Source organism: Streptomyces sp. TLI_185 (assembly GCF_003814765.1).
Classification (GTDB): Bacteria; Actinomycetota; Actinomycetes; order Streptomycetales; family Streptomycetaceae; genus Streptomyces.
In genome coordinates this window covers 2,071,674-2,087,368 of the sequence record NZ_RKRB01000001.1, presented here as the reverse complement: position 1 = coordinate 2,087,368, position 15,695 = coordinate 2,071,674, and the positions used below count along the sequence as shown (strand labels likewise).

Genomic DNA, 15,695 nt, shown 5'->3' with positions numbered 1-15,695 from the left:
GGGACGGGTAGGGGTGGCGGGGGCGACTGCAATCATCAGCGGCTCCGCCGCGGGCTCAGTCCAGCAGACCGAACCGCATCGCGCTGGTCACCGCCGCCGTCCGGTCGTCCACCCCCAACTTGCCGAAGGCCCGCAGAAGATGGGTCTTCACCGTCGACTCGCCGATGAACAACCGCCGCCCGATCTCCGCGTTCGTGCATCCCTCCGCCACCAGCCGCAACACCGCCGCCTCCCGCTCAGACAGCCGCGGCCGCTCCGGCCTGGTGCGCAGCTGGTCGACCAGCCGGGCCGCCACCGAGGGCGCAAGCACCGTCTCGCCGCGCGCGGCCGCCCGTACCGCTTCCGCGAGTTCCGCCCGCGGCATGTCCTTGAGCAGGTAGCCCGCCGCGCCGGCCTCCACCGCCCGCAGAATGTCCCGGTCCGTCTCGTACGTCGTCAGGACGATCACCCGGCACGGCAGCCCCGCCTCGGCCATCCGCACGATCGAGTCCACGCCCCCGCCGCCCGGCATCCGCAGATCCATCAGCACGATGTCGGGCCGGAGTTCGGCCGCGAGCGCCTCCGCCTGCGGACCGCTCGCCGCGTCGGCGACGACCTCCAGGTCCGGCTCGGCGCTGAGCATCGCCCGCAGGCCCTCCCGTACGACGGGGTGGTCGTCGGCCAGGACGATCCGGATCACGATGAGCTCCTCCCCGGTGATACGGGCAGTGATACGGGCAGGCTGACCGTCACCGTGGTGCCGTCCCCCGGTGTGCTGCGGATCTGCGTCGTTCCGCCGACCTCGCCGGCCCGGGCGCGCAGCCCCGCCAGACCGTAGCCGTCGCAGGGGGCGCCGGGGTCGAAGCCGCAGCCGTCGTCCCGTACGGACACGGTGAGCGCGTCGTCGGAGTACGCCAGCGCGATACCCACCGCCGCCGAACTCCCCGCATGTTTACGGGCGTTGGCCAGGGCCTCCTGGCAGGAGCGCAGGGCCACCACCTCGGGAGCGGCGGGCAGCGGGCGCACAGGACCGTTCACCTCCAGGGTCGCCCCGTGGCGGGCGGCCAGGCGGCGCAGGGCGTCCGGCAGGGAGGTGCCGTCGAGGTCGGCGGGGGCGGCACCGGCGACCAGGGCGCGGGCCTCGGCGAGGTTCTGCCGGGCCGTCTCGTCCATGAGCGCCAGATGGCGGCGGGCCTGCGGGACGTCGTGGTCGAGTTCGGCCTCCACCGCCTGGACCAGCATCAGCAGGCTGGTGAACCCCTGCGCGAGGGTGTCGTGGATCTCCCGGGCCATGCGCTCGCGCTCGGCCAGGGCGCCGTGCGCGGCCGAGAGGCGGGAGATCTCGTGGCGGCTGGCGTCGAGTTCTGCGATCAACTCGGCCCGTTCCCAGCTCTGTTCGATGATCCGTATGATCCAGCTGCCGATCACCACCGAGAAGACGAAGGTAACCACGCAGAACAGGAAGTTGGCGAACAGGTCCGCGCCGCTGGGCTGCCACAGCAGCGCCCAACCGGCCACCGGCACCAGGTTGATCACGCTGACCGCCGCCAGCGACCACCGCATGCGCAGCGTCATGAAGCACTGGGGGATCAGCGCGAACGCCATCAGCCGCGTCTCGCCCACCAGCACGGCCGACGGCAGGAACAGTGCTATCGCCGCGGCGAGATAGCGCAGTGCCTGCCCCTGGTCCGGTGGGTCCTCCTGGAGCAGCGGGCGCCCCACGACCGCATACCAGGGCACCAGCGGGACGAGCAGTGCCGCCGCGACCGCACGGACCGGGAATCCCGGGTGGGCCGCGGCGAGCACGAAGACGAGGGTGGCCGCCCAGGCGACCGCGAAGTACCCGTCCCAGAGCCGGATCGTCCGGTCCCAGGCGTGCTCCCCACGGGCCGCACCTGGGCGGTTCACCCGTCGCGCCGGGTCTTCCAGCGGAAGGTCAGCAGACACAGCACCAATCCTCCGACGCACCAGGCGGCCAGCACCAGTGCGACCTTCCCGAACTCCCAGCTCCCGGCCTGCTCCAGGACCCGCGCGGAATCCGGCAGGAACACGCCCCGAAGACCCTGGCACAGCCACTTCAGCGGGAACAGGGCACCGACGTTCAGCATCCAGTCCGGGATGGTGTCGATGGAGATGTACACCCCGGAGATGAACTGCAGGACCAGGAAAGGGAGTACGACCACGGAGCTCGCGCTCTTCGCCGACTTGGGCACCGAACTGATCGCGATGCCGAGCAGCGCGCACCCGGTCAGCCCCAGTACGAAGATCCAGGCGAAGTCGAACCACCGGGACGCGTCCGAGGGCAGGTCGACGCCGTACAAGGTGGTGCCGACGAGGAGCAGGATCGCCGTCTCGACGACACCGGTGAACAGAACCAGCCAGATCTTGCCCAGGAAGTACGCCGACGGAGGCATCGGTGTGCCGCGCAGCCGGCGCAGCACCTTCTCGTCCCGTTCCACCGCGATCGAGATGCCCAGCGACTGGAAGCTGGTCGACATGATGCCGGAGGCCATCATCGCGGGAACGTACAGCTGGGAGGCGGTGACGCCGGAGCCGTGGACGTCGTCGTGGAAGATCGACGCGAACAGGAACAGGAACACGACCGGGAACGCGAACGTGAACACCACCTGGTCGCGCTGCCGGAAGAACTGCTTGATCTCCAGCGCGCCGCGGCGCAGGCCCAGCCTCCAGGCTCCCGGCAGCCGCTGGGCGGGCGCCTCGGCCCTGGTCCGGACGGCGGTCGTGGTCATCGTGCGTCCTCCTGCCCGGTCAGCCGGAGGTAGACGTCCTCCAGGGTGGGGCGGGCCACCCGCAGGCCCGGGATCTCGCCGTCGAAACGGTGCATGAGCTCGGCGACCGTCCTGGTCGGGGTGTCGGTGCGCTCGGAGCGGGTGACACCGTCCGGCCCGGTCCACTCGACGGTGGCCTCCGTGCCGTACCGCTCCCGCAGGGCGGCGGGCTCGCCCTCGGCGACGACCTGCCCCTTGGCGACGACGGCGAGACGGTCGGCGAGCGCCTCCGCCTCCTCCAGGTAGTGCGTGGTCAGCAGGATCGTCGTGCCCTCCTCGGACAGCAGCCGGATCAGGTCCCAGAACTGCCGCCGGGCCGCCGGGTCGAAACCGGTCGTCGGCTCGTCCAGGAGCAGCAGCTCGGGGTCGCCGATCACCCCCAGGGCGACATCGAGACGGCGGCGCTGCCCTCCGGAGAGCGCCTTGATCCGGCTGGTCGCCTTGGCCTCCAGACCCACCAACCCGATGACCTCCTCCGGGTCGCGCGGCCTCGGGTAGTAGCGGGCGAAGTGCCGTACGGTCTCGCGGACCGTCAACTCGGCGGGCGCCGATTCGTCCTGCCAGACGATTCCGACACGTGACCGCCACGCGCGCGTGCCGGTCGCCGGGTCCGAGCCGAGCACCGACACCTCGCCCCCGTCCCGCATCCGGTTGCCCTGAAGGATCTCCACCGTGGTGCTCTTGCCCGCGCCGTTGGGTCCCAGCAGGCCGTACACCTCGCCACGCCGAATGCCCAGATCGATGCCGTCCACGGCGGTCACGTCCCCGTACTGCTTGCGCAGCCCCCGTACGTCCACCGCGAGTTCGTTCGCGTGTGCTGTCATGCCGTTCAGCCTCGGCCGGAACCGAACGCTCCGGGACGACCGTGCGTACTTCCTTATGTCCACCGAACGGTGGACAGTGGCCTTAGTGCGGCACAATGGCCCCTGCCCGAAGAAGGTCCAACTCTCAAGCAGACGGAATCGGCGTGATGAGCAAGACCACAGTGAAAGACGTCTCCACCGAGTCCGAGCCCGCTCCGGACCGCGACTCCGCGGGACCACGCACAGTGGGCGGCAGCCGGGCGTTCGCCCTGCTGCTGATCATCACGGGCGCGGCCGGTCTGCTCGCCGCCTGGGTCATCACGATCGACAAGTTCAAGCTGCTCGAGGCGAAGGTCGAGGGCAAGACCTTCACCCCCGGCTGCAGCCTCAACCCGGTCGTCTCCTGCGGCAGCGTGATGGAGTCCAAGCAGGCCGCCGCCTTCGGCTTCCCGAACCCGATGCTCGGCCTGGTCGCCTACGGAATCGTCATCTGCGTCGGCATGAGCCTGTTGGCCCGTGCCCGCTTCCCGCGTTGGTACTGGCTCACCTTCAACGCCGGAACGCTCTTCGGCGTCGGCTTCTGCGCCTGGCTGATGTTCCAGTCGCTGTACCGCATCAACGCGCTGTGCCTGTGGTGCTCGCTGGCCTGGGTCGCGACGATCATCATGTTCTGGTACGTGACCTCGTTCAACATCCGCAACGGCTTCCTGCCTGCCCCGCGCTGGCTGAAGAGCTTCTTCGGCGAGTTCACCTGGGTCCTGCCCGTGCTGCACATCGGCATCATCGGCATGCTGGTGCTGACTCGCTGGTGGGACTTCTGGACCAGCTGAGCCCCGGCTTCGAGACCCCGGCTTCCCCGGGGCCCGAGGGGATTGTCAGTGGCGTGATTTAGGGTTCTTGACGTGGAGCCCGACCTGTTCACCGCAGCCGCAGAAGAACGCCAGGAGAAGGACCCGACCGGCAGTCCTCTGGCGGTGCGGATGCGCCCGCGCACCCTCGACGAGGTGGTGGGCCAGCAGCACCTGCTGAAGCCCGGTTCGCCCCTGCGCCGCCTGGTCGGCGAGGGCGCGGGCGGCCCGGCCGGCCCGTCCTCGGTGATCCTCTGGGGCCCGCCCGGCACCGGCAAGACGACCCTGGCGTACGTCGTCTCCAAGGCCACCAACAAGCGCTTCGTCGAACTGTCGGCGATCACCGCGGGCGTCAAGGAGGTCCGCGCGGTCATCGACGGCGCCCGCCGGGCCACGGGCGGCTTCGGCAAGGAGACCGTCCTCTTCCTCGACGAGATCCACCGCTTCAGCAAGGCCCAGCAGGACTCCCTCCTCCCGGCCGTCGAGAACCGCTGGGTGACCCTGATCGCGGCGACCACGGAGAACCCGTACTTCTCGGTGATCTCCCCGCTCCTGTCCCGCTCGCTCCTCCTGACCCTCGAACCCCTCACCGACGACGACGTCCGGGGGCTGCTCAAGCGCGCGCTGAGCGACGAGCGCGGGCTGAAGGACGCCGTCACCCTCCCCGAGGACACCGAGGACCACCTTCTGCGCATCGCGGGCGGCGACGCCCGCCGCGCCCTGACCGCACTGGAAGCGGCCGCAGGAGCCGCCCTCGACAAGGGCGAGACGGAGATCTCCCTGACGACCCTGGAGGAGACGGTCGACCGGGCGGCGGTGAAGTACGACCGCGACGGCGACCAGCACTACGACGTCGCCAGCGCCCTCATCAAGTCCATCCGGGGCTCCGACGTGGACGCCGCGCTGCACTACCTGGCCCGCATGATCGAGGCCGGCGAGGACCCCCGCTTCATCGCCCGCCGCCTGATGATCTCCGCCAGCGAGGACATCGGTCTCGCCGATCCCAACGCCCTGCCGATAGCCGTCGCCGCCGCCCAGGCGGTCGCCATGATCGGCTTCCCCGAGGCCGCCCTCACCCTCAGCCACGCCACCATCGCCCTCGCCCTGGCCCCGAAGTCGAACGCCGCGACGACGGCGATCGGCGCAGCCATGGAAGACGTACGCAAGGGACTGGCGGGTCCGGTGCCCCCGCACCTGCGCGACGGCCACTACAAGGGCGCCGCCAAGCTCGGGCACGCGCAGGGGTACGTGTATCCACATGACCTGCCGGAGGGCATCGCCGAGCAGCAGTACGCCCCGGACGCCCTCAAGGACCGCGAGTACTACACCCCGACCAGGCACGGAGCCGAGGCGCGCTACGCGGACGCGGTCGAATGGACCAGGCAGCACCTCGGTCGCAAGCGGTCCTGAGCGCCCTGTAGAATCCTGCGAAGTGCTGCGTCCTGTGCAGTCAGAACAGGGCAGTCAGCCGGAGTCCCGGCCCCCGGGCCGGGTTCCAGGAGCGTCGCGCACCGTTCGATTGGTGTCGCGGGCAGCCCACCACCACCTGTCGTACGACGGGAGAGGTCGGTGGGCCACTCGCGTGCTGCACGTATGTGCCCAGACCAGGGGAGCGGCTGCCCGGCAGGTCCACGGACCTGAAGGGTTTCCCCGGCTGCGGATGCGACCTCCCTCAACCCTGACAAGCCGAACACTGAGAAATGAGAGATTGTGGCGAACCAGTCCCGCCCCAAGGTCAAGAAGTCGCGTGCCCTCGGCATCGCGCTGACCCCGAAGGCCGTCAAGTACTTCGAGGCCCGCCCCTACCCGCCGGGTGAGCACGGCCGTGGCCGCAAGCAGAACTCGGACTACAAGGTCCGTCTGCTCGAGAAGCAGCGTCTGCGCGCGCAGTACGACGTGTCCGAGCGCCAGCTCGTCCGCGCCTACGAGCGTGCCTCCAAGGTCCAGGGCAAGACCGGTGAGGCCCTGATCATCGAGCTCGAGCGCCGTCTCGACGCCCTGGTCCTGCGTTCGGGCATCGCCCGCACCATCTACCAGGCCCGTCAGATGGTCGTGCACGGCCACATCGAGGTCAACGGCCAGAAGGTCGACAAGCCGTCCTTCCGCGTCAAGCCCGACGACGTCGTGATGGTCCGTGAGCGCAGCCGCGAGAAGACCCTCTTCTCCATCGCCCGTGAGGGCGGCTTCGCCCCCGAGGGCGAGACCCCGCGCTACCTCCAGGTGAACCTCAAGGCCCTGGCGTTCCGCCTGGACCGTGAGCCGAACCGCAAGGAGATCCCGGTGATCTGCGACGAGCAGCTCGTCGTCGAGTACTACGCCCGCTGATCACCAGCAGGCGGTAGCACCACCTCAGCCCGCCGTCTCCCCGCCCTTGTGGGCGCGGGAGGCGGCGGGTTCGTGCATGTTCACGCTCGCTGTCGCATGCCGGACCGGCCCAGGCGGCGATGCAGCGGCCTCCATCGGCCGCTCCAGTGCCCGCGACACCGCCGCCTCCCGCACCAGCCGGGCCCCTTCCGCCACGCACTCCTCGTACCGCTCGTCCCCGAGCTGCTCCCGCGCCATCGCCTCGCACAGCTCGTGCGGCGCGTTGTAGTGGGCCGATCCGAACAGCCGCAGACCGACCGAGGGCCACATCCGGGCCGCCGCGCCCTGCAGCACCGCCGCCTCCGCCGCATCGCCCTGCACGGCTGTGACCAGGGCCAGCAGCTCGACCGCCAGCACCGAACCGAGCAGGTCGTGGAAGGAATGGGCGCCGGCGAGGCAGTCCGTCAGCAGGGTGCGAGCCCTTGCCGGGTCGCCGTCGGCCCAGGCCGCGTACGCCAGGACGTACAGGGCATAGGTACGGGTCCACCGCTCGCCGTGGTCCTCGCACACCCGGCGGACGTCCTCGCACAGCCGCACCGCGTCCGGCAGATCGCCCTGGAAAGCGCGCGCCATGGCCAGTTCGACCTGCCCCATCAGCACATTGCTGTTGAGCTCGCCGATCTCCCGGTAGCGGTCCAGCGCCGAGCACAGCAGGGTCTCCGCGCGCGCCATGTCGTCCGTGACCAGGGCCAGGCATCCGCTGCGGTGTTCCGCGTACGCCACGGCCGTCGCGTCGCCCGCGCGCTCCGCCTCCTCCCGGCACTCGTGCAGCGCCGCCAGCGCGGGCACCGTGTCGCCCTGCAGGATCGCCACATAGCCGAGCACCCACAGCGCCTTCAGCCGGGACCGCTCGTGGCCGGAGTCCAGCTGCACGACCTGCTCCAGCCAGTGCCGCCCCTCCGACAGCCGCCCGCAGCCCGCCCAGTAGAACCACAGCGAGCCCGCCAGGTACTGGCCCAGATACGCCGCCTCCGGCTCGGCCAGGCAGTGCTCCAGTGCGGAGCGCAGATTCGGCAGCTCCGCCTCCACCCGTGCGGCCACCTCGTTCTGGCGCGGCGAGAACCAGTCCAGCTCGCACCAGGTCGCAAGCCCCAGGTACCAGTCGCGGTGCCGCCGCCGCAGCCGGGCCGCGTCTCCCGTCGCCTCCAGCCAGTCGGCGCCGTACGCCCGGACCGTGTCCAGCATCCGGTAGCGCACACCCGCCGGCGTCTCCTCGCGGGCGATCAACGACTGCGCGAGCAGCTCGGCGAGCACGTCGAGGACGTCGTCGGCCTCCAGACCGTGCCCGCTGCACACGTACTCGACGGCCTCCAGCTCGAACTGCCCGGCGAAGACCGACAGCCGCGACCACAGCAACCGCTCCTGGGGCGTGCACAGTTCATGACTCCAGCCGATGGCCAGGCGCAGGGTCCGATGGCGGGGCAGCGCATCCCGTCTGCCGCAGGTCAGCAGCCGGAAGCGGTCGTCGAGCCGCTCCAGCAGCTGCCCGGGAGACAGGGCCCGCAGCCGGCCCGCGGCCAGCTCGACGGCGAGCGGGATGCCGTCCAGGCGCCGGCACACCTCCCGTACCTCCGGCCCGTCCGCCACCGCCGGACCCTGCTCGGCCGCCCGGCTCAGCAACAGCCCGACCGCCTCGTCCTCCGCCAGCGGTGCCAGCGGAAACACCCGCTCACCCGCCACGCAGAGCGGTCTGCGCCCCACGGCGAGCACCCGCAGTCCGGGCAGCTGCCCGAGCAACTCGCCCACCAGACCGGCACACGCCTCCACCAGATGCTCGAACCCGTCCAGTACGAGCAGGAGTTGGCGCTCGGCGAGATGCGCGAGCAGCGTCTCGCGCGGCGGCCGCGTCGTGTGGTCGGTCAGCCCCAGCGCCTCCACGACGGCGTAGTCGACGAACTCCGGGTCGCGCACTGGCGCCAGTTCCACCCACCACACCCCGTCACGCGGCGCGCACCCCACGGCCGCCCGCGCCGCTAGCCGTGACTTGCCGACCCCGCCCGCGCCCGTCACCGTCACCAGACGAGCCGCGCCGAGCACCCCCGCCAGCCCGGCGAGTTCGGCCGAGCGCCCCACGAACGCATTGAGCTCCAGGGGGAGATTGCCGTGCACGGAGCTGCCGCCGCGCTGATGATCCCGCATGGAATACGGAGCGTACTGACCCGTATTCAGTCCGTACAATCGCTTCGCGCAACTCGGCAGCGCGTGGACGGTAATCCGGTGCGGAGCCCCGTCCCCGGCGCGATAGGCTCGGCCTACGACTTTTCGATGTTCAGGCATGTTCCAGGGAGCGGGTGCACGTGGTGTCCGGTGGAGAGGTGGCCGGGATCCTGGTGGCCGTCTTCTGGGCGATCCTGGTCTCCTTCCTCGCCGTCGCGCTGGCGAGGGTGGCCCAGACGCTCAAGGCGACCACCAAGCTCGTGGCGGACGTGACCGACCAGGCCGTCCCGCTGCTGGCCGACGCCTCCGCGGCGGTGCGCTCCGCGCAGACCCAGATCGACCGGGTCGACGCGATCGCCACGGACGTCCAGGAGGTCACGTCGAACGCGTCGGCGCTGTCGACCACCGTCGCCTCCACCTTCGGCGGCCCCCTGGTCAAGGTCGCGGCGTTCGGCTACGGCGTCCGCCGGGCCCTGGGCGCCCGCCGGGACGACGTGCCCGCCAAGGAGCCGAGGCGTACCGTGATCGTGGGCCGGACCGTCCCGGCCGCGCGGCGGGGCAAGCGGAAGAAGGACTGAGACCTAGCGATGTTCCGCCGTACGTTCTGGTTCACCACGGGCGTCGCCGCCGGTGTGTGGGCCACCACCAAGGTCAATCGCAAGCTGAAGCAGCTGACCCCCGAGAACCTTGCCGCCTCCGCGGCCAACAAGGCGCTCGAGGCCGGTCACCGGCTCAAGGACCGCGCGGTCGGCTTCGCGCTGGACGTCCGGGACAACATGGCCCAGCGCGAGGAGGAGCTCGGGGAGGCGCTCGGCATCAACCAGGCCCCCGAACTCCCGGCGCCCCGGCGGTACCCCGCCATCGAGAACCGCAACAGCCCGAAGTACGTCGAGGGCTCGACGTACCAGACGTACTCGAACAACTCGTACAACCGGAATGAGGACCACTGATGGAGTCGGCCGAGATTCGCCGCCGCTGGCTGAGCTTCTTCGAGGAGCGCGGTCACACCGTCGTCCCTTCGGCGTCGCTCATCGCGGACGACCCGACTCTGCTCCTGGTCCCGGCCGGCATGGTGCCCTTCAAGCCCTACTTCCTGGGTGAGGTCAAGCCGCCCTTCCCGCGCGCCACCAGCGTGCAGAAGTGCGTGCGCACGCCCGACATCGAAGAGGTCGGCAAGACCACCCGGCACGGCACGTTCTTCCAGATGTGCGGCAACTTCTCCTTCGGCGACTACTTCAAGGAAGGCGCCATCAAGCACGCCTGGGAGCTGCTCACCAGCCCCCAGGACAAGGGCGGTTACGGCCTCGAGCCGGAGAAGCTCTGGATCACCGTCTACAAGGACGACGACGAGGCCGAGCGCATCTGGCACGAGATCGTCGGCGTGCCCAAGGAGCGCATCCAGCGCCTCGGCATGAAGGACAACTACTGGTCGATGGGCGTCCCCGGCCCGTGCGGCCCCTGTTCCGAGATCAACTACGACCGCGGACCCGAGTTCGGCGTCGAGGGCGGTCCCGCCGTCAACGACGAGCGGTACGTGGAGATCTGGAACCTCGTCTTCATGCAGTACGAGCGCGGCGAGGGCATCGGCAAGGACAACTTCGAGATCCTCGGCGAGCTCCCCAGCAAGAACATCGACACGGGCCTCGGTCTCGAGCGGCTCGCCATGATTCTGCAGGGCGTGCAGAACATGTACGAGATCGACACCTCGATGGCGGTCATCAAGAAGGCCACCGAGCTGACCGGTGTCGAGTACGGCGACGCGCACGACTCGGACGTCTCCCTGCGCGTGGTCACCGACCACATGCGTACGTCGGTGATGCTCATCGGCGACGGAGTCACCCCCGGCAACGAGGGCCGCGGCTACGTCCTGCGCCGCATCATGCGCCGCGCCATCCGCAACATGCGCCTGCTCGGCGCCACCGGCCCGGTCGTCCTCGACCTGATCGACACCGTCATCGGCATGATGGGCCAGCAGTACCCCGAGCTGGTCACCGACCGCGAGCGCATCGAGAAGGTCGCCGTCGCCGAGGAGAACGCCTTCCTCAAGACCCTGAAGGCCGGCACCAACATCCTCGACACCGCCGTCACCGAGACCAAGCAGTCCGGTGGGACGGTCCTCGCCGGCGACAAGGCGTTCCTGCTCCACGACACCTGGGGCTTCCCGATCGACCTCACCCTCGAGATGGCCGCCGAGCAGGGCCTCTCCGTGGACGAGGACGGCTTCCGCCGCCTGATGAAGGAGCAGCGGGAGCGCGCCAAGGCCGACGCCCAGGCCAAGAAGACCGGACACGCCGGTGCCGGCGCCTACCGTGAGATCGCCGACAAGGTCGGCGAGACCGACTTCATCGGCTACGGCGACACGGAGGGCGAGTCCACCATCGTCGGCATCCTCGTCGACGGCGCCTCCTCCCCGGCCGCCACCGAGGGCGACGAGGTCGAGATCGTCCTCGACCGCACCCCCTTCTACGCCGAGGGCGGCGGCCAGATCGGCGACACCGGCAAGATCAAGCTCGACTCCGGTGCCGTCATCGAGATCCGCGACTGCCAGAAGCCGGTCCCGGGCGTCTACGTCCACAAGGGCGTCGTTCAGGTCGGCGAGGTCACGGTCGGTGCCAAGGCCCACGCCTCCATCGACGCCCGTCGCCGCAAGGCCATCGCCCGCGCCCACTCGGCCACGCACCTCACCCACCAGGCGCTGCGCGACGCCCTCGGTCCGACGGCCGCCCAGGCCGGCTCCGAGAACCAGCCCGGCCGCTTCCGCTTCGACTTCGGCTCCCCGTCCGCCGTTCCCACGGCCGTGATGAGCGACGTCGAACAGAAGATCAACGAGGTGCTCGCCCGCGACCTCGACGTCCGCGCCGACGTCATGGGCATCGACGAGGCCAAGAAGCAGGGCGCCATCGCCGAGTTCGGCGAGAAGTACGGCGAGCGGGTCCGCGTCGTGACCATCGGCGACTTCTCCAAGGAGCTGTGCGGCGGCACGCACGTGCACAACACCGCCCAGCTCGGCCTGGTCAAGCTGCTCGGCGAATCGTCGATCGGCTCGGGCGTCCGCCGTATCGAAGCCCTCGTCGGTGTCGACGCCTACAACTTCCTCGCCCGCGAGCACACGGTGGTCAACCAGCTGACCGAGCTGCTCAAGGGCCGCTCGGAGGAGCTGCCCGAGAAGGTCTCCGCCATGCTCGGCAAGCTGAAGGACGCCGAGAAGGAGATCGAGAAGTTCCGGGCCGAGAAGGTGCTGCAGGCCGCTGCCGGTCTCGTCGAGTCCGCCAAGGACATCCGCGGCGTCGCCGTGGTCACCGGCCAGGTCCCGGACGGCACGACCCCCGACGACCTGCGCAAGCTGGTCCTCGACGTACGCGGCCGGATCCAGGGCGGACGCGCCGCCGTGGTCGCCCTGTTCACGGTCAACAACGGCAAGCCCCTCACGGTCATCGCCACCAACGAGGCTGCCCGCGAGCGCGGCCTCAAGGCCGGCGACCTGGTCCGCACCGCCGCCAAGACCCTCGGCGGCGGCGGTGGCGGCAAGCCGGACGTCGCCCAGGGTGGCGGCCAGAACCCGGCCGCGATCGGCGAGGCCGTGGACGCCGTCGAGCGGCTGGTCACGGACACCGCGAAGTGACGATGCGCAGAGGCCGTCGACTCGCGATCGACGTCGGGGACGCCCGCATCGGGGTCGCCTCGTGCGACCCCGACGGGATCCTCGCCACCCCGGTGGAGACGGTCCCCGGCCGGGACATCCCGGCAGCTCACCGACGGCTCAAGCAACTCGTCGAGGAGTACGAGCCGATCGAGGTCGTCGTCGGCCTCCCTCGCTCCCTCAAGGGGGGCGAGGGTCCCGCGGCGGTCAAGGTTCGCGGCTTCGCACAGGAGCTCGCGAAGGGCATCGCCCCTGTCCCGGTCCGGCTCGTGGACGAGCGGATGACCACGGTGACGGCCAGTCAGGGACTGCGCGCCTCGGGGGTGAAGTCGAAGAAGGGCCGCTCGGTCATCGACCAGGCAGCCGCTGTGATCATCCTCCAGCAGGCCCTCGAATCCGAACGGGTGTCAGGTAGAGCACCCGGAGAGGGCGTCGAAGTGGTCATCTGATCGCGATACGGTAACGTTCCGCGCGTCTGCGCCGCTGTTCGAACAGCGGCTGCACAGCAAGAGGCGGGACGGAACCCGGCCCGAAAGCCGCGTAACCGCCGCCTCGCGGCTCTAGGGGATCGATGACTGAGTATGGCCGGGGCCCAGGCTCCGAACCGTGGCATCCGGAGGACCCGTCATACGGGAACGACGGATGGGGCGGACAGCAGGCCCAGGCGGGCCCGCAGTCCCCCTACGGCGGCCAGCCACAGCACTATCCGGAGCAGCCGCAGCAGCAGCACTACGGTGACTGGGGCAACGGCGAGCAGTCCGCATACGGTCAGGCGCAGCAGTATCCGCAGCAGCAGTACCAGGGCTACGACCAGCAGTACTACGCAGGTCAGGGCCAGCAGCAGTCGTACGACCAGGGCAGCTGGGGCACCGGCACGCACACGCATGTCCAGTACACGGATCCGTCGGACCCGTATGCCCAGCAGGCCACCGCGTACGGCGGCGACCAGCCCGACTACTACGGCACGCCCGAGGCGTACCCGCCGCCCGAGCCGCCCGGCCGCAGGCAGGCCGAGCCCGAGCCGCGGACCGACTGGGATCCCGGCCCCGATCAGGGAGAACACGCCTTCTTCGCCGGCGGCGATGACGACGAGGACGAGGACGACGACCCGCGCGCCGGCCGCAAGGCCCGCGGCGGCAAGAAGCCGAAGAAGCGCCGCAGCGGTTGCGCCTGCCTCGTACTGGTGGCGATCTTCGCCGGAGGTGTCGGCGGGGTGGGCTACTTCGGCTACCACTTCTACCAGGATCGTTTCGGCCCCTCGCCCGACTACGCGGGCGACGGGAACGGCAAATTGGTCCAGGTCGTCATCCCCAAGGGCGCCGGCGGCTATGTGATCGGGCAGAAGCTCAAGGAAGCGGGAGTCGTCGAGAGCGTTGACGCCTTCGTCTCCGCGCAGCAGTCGAACCCCGACGGCAAGAAGATCCAGGACGGCGTCTACACGTTGCAGAAGCACATGTCGGCCGCCAGTGCGGTCGAACTGATGCTCAGCCCGAAGAGCCGCAGCAACCTGATCATCGCCGAGGGCTCCCGCAACACGGCGATCTACAAACTGATCGACGCGCGTCTCGGGGTGGCGGCGGGCACCACGGCCAAGACCGCGAAGCAGGACTACAAGGACCTCGGCCTGCCCTCCTGGGCGCTGAACCACCCGAACCTGAAGGATCCGCTGGAAGGATTCCTCTATCCCTCCAGCTACGCGGTCAGCAAGGGCCAGAAGCCCGAGGCCGTCCTGAAGGACATGGTCACGCGCGCCAACGACAAGTACGAGGAACTCGGCCTGACGAAGAAGGCGAAGAGCCTCGGCCTCGACAGCCCCTGGCAACTGCTCACCGTGGCGAGCCTGGCGCAGGCCGAGGGCACCAGCCACGACGACTTCCGCAAGATGGCCGAGGTCGTCTACAACCGCCTCAAGCCGGGCAATCCCGAGACCTACGGCTCGCTGGAGTTCGACTCCACGTACAACTACATCAAGAACCAGAGCAAGATCGACCTGAGCATCGCCGCGCTGCGGAAGTACAACAACCCCTACAACACGTACTACATCAAGGGTCTGCCGCCCGGCCCGATCGACAACCCCGGCGAGCTGGCCCTCAAGGGGGCGCTCGACCCGACGCACGACGGCTGGTACTACTTCATCTCGTTGGACGGCAAGACCAGCAGGTTCACCAAGACGCTCGCCGAGCACAACAAGCTGGTCGACGAATTCAATGCGTCGAGGAAAAAGAACTGATGTCAGCAGCACGCAGGGCGGCCGTGCTCGGCTCGCCCATCGCCCACTCCCTGTCGCCGCAGCTGCACAACGCGGCGTACCGGGCGCTCGGCCTGGACGACTGGTCGTACGACAGGTTCGAGATCGACGAGGCCGCGCTGCCCGGGTTCTTCGCACAGCTCGGCCCCGAGTGGGCAGGGCTGTCGCTGACGATGCCGCTGAAGCGGGCGGTGATCCCGCTGCTCGACGAGATCACCGACACGGCGGCCTCGGTGGAGGCGGTCAACACCGTGGTGTTCCGGCCCGACGGCCGGAAGGTCGGCGACAACACCGACATCCCCGGCCTGGTGGCGGCGCTGCACGAGCGCGGCGTGGAGAAGGCCGAGTCGGCGGCGATCCTGGGCGCGGGTGCCACTGCTTCGTCGGCCCTTGCGGCGCTCGCCCGGATCTGCACGGGTGAGGTCACCGTGTATGTGCGCAGCGAGCAGCGTGCGGCAGAGATGCGGCAGTGGGGCGAACGGCTCGGCGTGCAGGTCCGCCCGGCCGACTGGACGGATGCGGTACGGGCCTTCGAGGCGCCGCTGGTGATCTCCACGACCCCGGCCGGCGGCACCGACGCGCTGGCCGGGCTGCTGCCCGCACAGGTCGGCACCCTCTTCGACGTGCTCTACGAACCCTGGCCCACCCCTCTCGCCGCTGCCTGGCAGCAGCGGGGCGGGCAGGTGCTCAGCGGCCTGGACCTGCTGGTGCACCAGGCGGTCTTCCAGTTCCGCCAGTTCACCGGCGACCCGCGCTCCCCGCTCGCTGCCATGCGCGAGGCCGCCCAGCTGGGCTGATCTGTCCGTTTGTCGGACTCGGATCCGACCCGCCGCCCGGACGTGGGAGGATCGGGGGTGGCGGGCCAGG

Annotated in this window: 14 protein-coding genes; 9 read left to right on the top strand and 5 right to left on the bottom strand. The window is 70.0% G+C overall.

The genetic code is table 11. From position 1 onward, the window contains the following. Positions 1 to 55 precede the first annotated feature (55 nt). Genes EDD92_RS09440 through EDD92_RS09425 form a run of 4 tightly spaced genes read right to left on the bottom strand, consistent with a single transcriptional unit; the run spans position 56 to position 3,592 of the window. The gene (locus tag EDD92_RS09440; protein WP_123963883.1) at positions 56 to 679 is read right to left on the bottom strand and encodes a response regulator transcription factor; all 624 of its coding nucleotides are present in this window, start codon (positions 677 to 679) and stop codon (positions 56 to 58) included. Continuing rightward, complete coding sequence (locus EDD92_RS09435; RefSeq protein ID WP_123963882.1) at positions 676 to 1,926, bottom strand: sensor histidine kinase; 1,251 nt, start codon at positions 1,924 to 1,926, stop codon at positions 676 to 678. Before EDD92_RS09435 ends, EDD92_RS09440 begins: the two co-directional genes overlap by 4 nt. Then, positions 1,884 to 2,729 (bottom strand): ABC transporter permease, encoded by an 846-nt coding sequence (locus EDD92_RS09430; RefSeq protein WP_123963881.1) that lies wholly within the window; start codon positions 2,727 to 2,729, stop codon positions 1,884 to 1,886. Before EDD92_RS09430 ends, EDD92_RS09435 begins: the two co-directional genes overlap by 43 nt. Then, a complete protein-coding gene (locus EDD92_RS09425) occupies positions 2,726 to 3,592 on the bottom strand; it encodes an ABC transporter ATP-binding protein (protein ID WP_123963880.1) in 867 nt (288 codons plus the stop codon). Before EDD92_RS09425 ends, EDD92_RS09430 begins: the two co-directional genes overlap by 4 nt. Positions 3,593 to 3,738: 146 nt before the next feature. Between EDD92_RS09425 and EDD92_RS09420 the strand changes: the two genes are divergently transcribed. The 3 genes from EDD92_RS09420 (at position 3,739) to rpsD (ending at position 6,744) form a co-directional block, all read left to right on the top strand. Then, the gene (locus EDD92_RS09420; protein ID WP_123963879.1) at positions 3,739 to 4,401 is read left to right on the top strand and encodes a vitamin K epoxide reductase family protein; all 663 of its coding nucleotides are present in this window, start codon (positions 3,739 to 3,741) and stop codon (positions 4,399 to 4,401) included. A 72-nt stretch (positions 4,402 to 4,473) separates the two neighbouring features. Next, entirely contained in the window at positions 4,474 to 5,829 is a 1,356-nt protein-coding gene (locus EDD92_RS09415) for a replication-associated recombination protein A (RefSeq protein ID WP_115913638.1), read from the top strand. A gap of 300 nt (positions 5,830 to 6,129) precedes the next feature. Beyond that, a complete protein-coding gene (rpsD, locus tag EDD92_RS09410; protein ID WP_062674288.1) occupies positions 6,130 to 6,744 on the top strand; it encodes a 30S ribosomal protein S4 in 615 nt (204 codons plus the stop codon). Between the two features lie 24 nt (positions 6,745 to 6,768). Here the strand turns inward: rpsD and EDD92_RS09405 are convergent, their stop codons facing one another. Beyond that, positions 6,769 to 8,922 (bottom strand): regulator, encoded by a 2,154-nt coding sequence (locus tag EDD92_RS09405; protein WP_185123973.1) that lies wholly within the window; start codon positions 8,920 to 8,922, stop codon positions 6,769 to 6,771. Between the two features lie 152 nt (positions 8,923 to 9,074). On the opposite strand from EDD92_RS09405, the gene EDD92_RS09400 reads away from it, so the two are divergent. The 6 genes from EDD92_RS09400 (at position 9,075) to EDD92_RS09370 (ending at position 15,625) form a co-directional block, all read left to right on the top strand. Then, a complete protein-coding gene (locus EDD92_RS09400) occupies positions 9,075 to 9,518 on the top strand; it encodes a DUF948 domain-containing protein (protein WP_030949495.1) in 444 nt (147 codons plus the stop codon). 9 nt (positions 9,519 to 9,527) lie between these two features. Continuing rightward, on the top strand, positions 9,528 to 9,890 hold the full coding sequence (locus EDD92_RS09395) for a hypothetical protein (protein WP_123963878.1): 363 nt from the start codon (positions 9,528 to 9,530) through the stop codon (positions 9,888 to 9,890). Next, complete coding sequence (gene alaS, locus EDD92_RS09390; RefSeq protein ID WP_123963877.1) at positions 9,890 to 12,562, top strand: alanine--tRNA ligase; 2,673 nt, start codon at positions 9,890 to 9,892, stop codon at positions 12,560 to 12,562. Before EDD92_RS09395 ends, alaS begins: the two co-directional genes overlap by 1 nt. A 2-nt stretch (positions 12,563 to 12,564) precedes the next feature. Then, positions 12,565 to 13,029, top strand: coding sequence for a Holliday junction resolvase RuvX (gene ruvX, locus EDD92_RS09385; protein WP_123970330.1), 465 nt, complete (start codon positions 12,565 to 12,567; stop codon positions 13,027 to 13,029). 122 nt (positions 13,030 to 13,151) lie between these two features. Then, positions 13,152 to 14,810, top strand: coding sequence for an endolytic transglycosylase MltG (mltG, locus tag EDD92_RS09375; protein ID WP_123963876.1), 1,659 nt, complete (start codon positions 13,152 to 13,154; stop codon positions 14,808 to 14,810). Further along, entirely contained in the window at positions 14,810 to 15,625 is an 816-nt protein-coding gene (locus EDD92_RS09370) for a shikimate dehydrogenase (protein ID WP_123963875.1), read from the top strand. Before mltG ends, EDD92_RS09370 begins: the two co-directional genes overlap by 1 nt. The last annotated feature ends 70 nt before the right edge of the window (positions 15,626 to 15,695 follow it).

What these genes read in the sequence shown, in the direction of transcription:
- EDD92_RS09430 (WP_123963881.1), bottom strand. Translation starts at nt 2,729, where the DNA reads ATGACCACGACCGCCGTCCGGACCAGGGCCGAGGCGCCCGCCCAGCGG.
- EDD92_RS09425 (WP_123963880.1), bottom strand. Translation starts at nt 3,592, where the DNA reads ATGACAGCACACGCGAACGAACTCGCGGTGGACGTACGGGGGCTGCGC.
- EDD92_RS09420 (WP_123963879.1), top strand. Translation starts at nt 3,739, where the DNA reads ATGAGCAAGACCACAGTGAAAGACGTCTCCACCGAGTCCGAGCCCGCT.
- EDD92_RS09405 (WP_185123973.1), bottom strand. Translation starts at nt 8,922, where the DNA reads ATGCGGGATCATCAGCGCGGCGGCAGCTCCGTGCACGGCAATCTCCCC.
- EDD92_RS09395 (WP_123963878.1), top strand. Translation starts at nt 9,528, where the DNA reads ATGTTCCGCCGTACGTTCTGGTTCACCACGGGCGTCGCCGCCGGTGTG.
- alaS (WP_123963877.1), top strand. Translation starts at nt 9,890, where the DNA reads ATGGAGTCGGCCGAGATTCGCCGCCGCTGGCTGAGCTTCTTCGAGGAG.
- ruvX (WP_123970330.1), top strand. Translation starts at nt 12,565, where the DNA reads ATGCGCAGAGGCCGTCGACTCGCGATCGACGTCGGGGACGCCCGCATC.
- mltG (WP_123963876.1), top strand. Translation starts at nt 13,152, where the DNA reads ATGACTGAGTATGGCCGGGGCCCAGGCTCCGAACCGTGGCATCCGGAG.
- EDD92_RS09370 (WP_123963875.1), top strand. Translation starts at nt 14,810, where the DNA reads ATGTCAGCAGCACGCAGGGCGGCCGTGCTCGGCTCGCCCATCGCCCAC.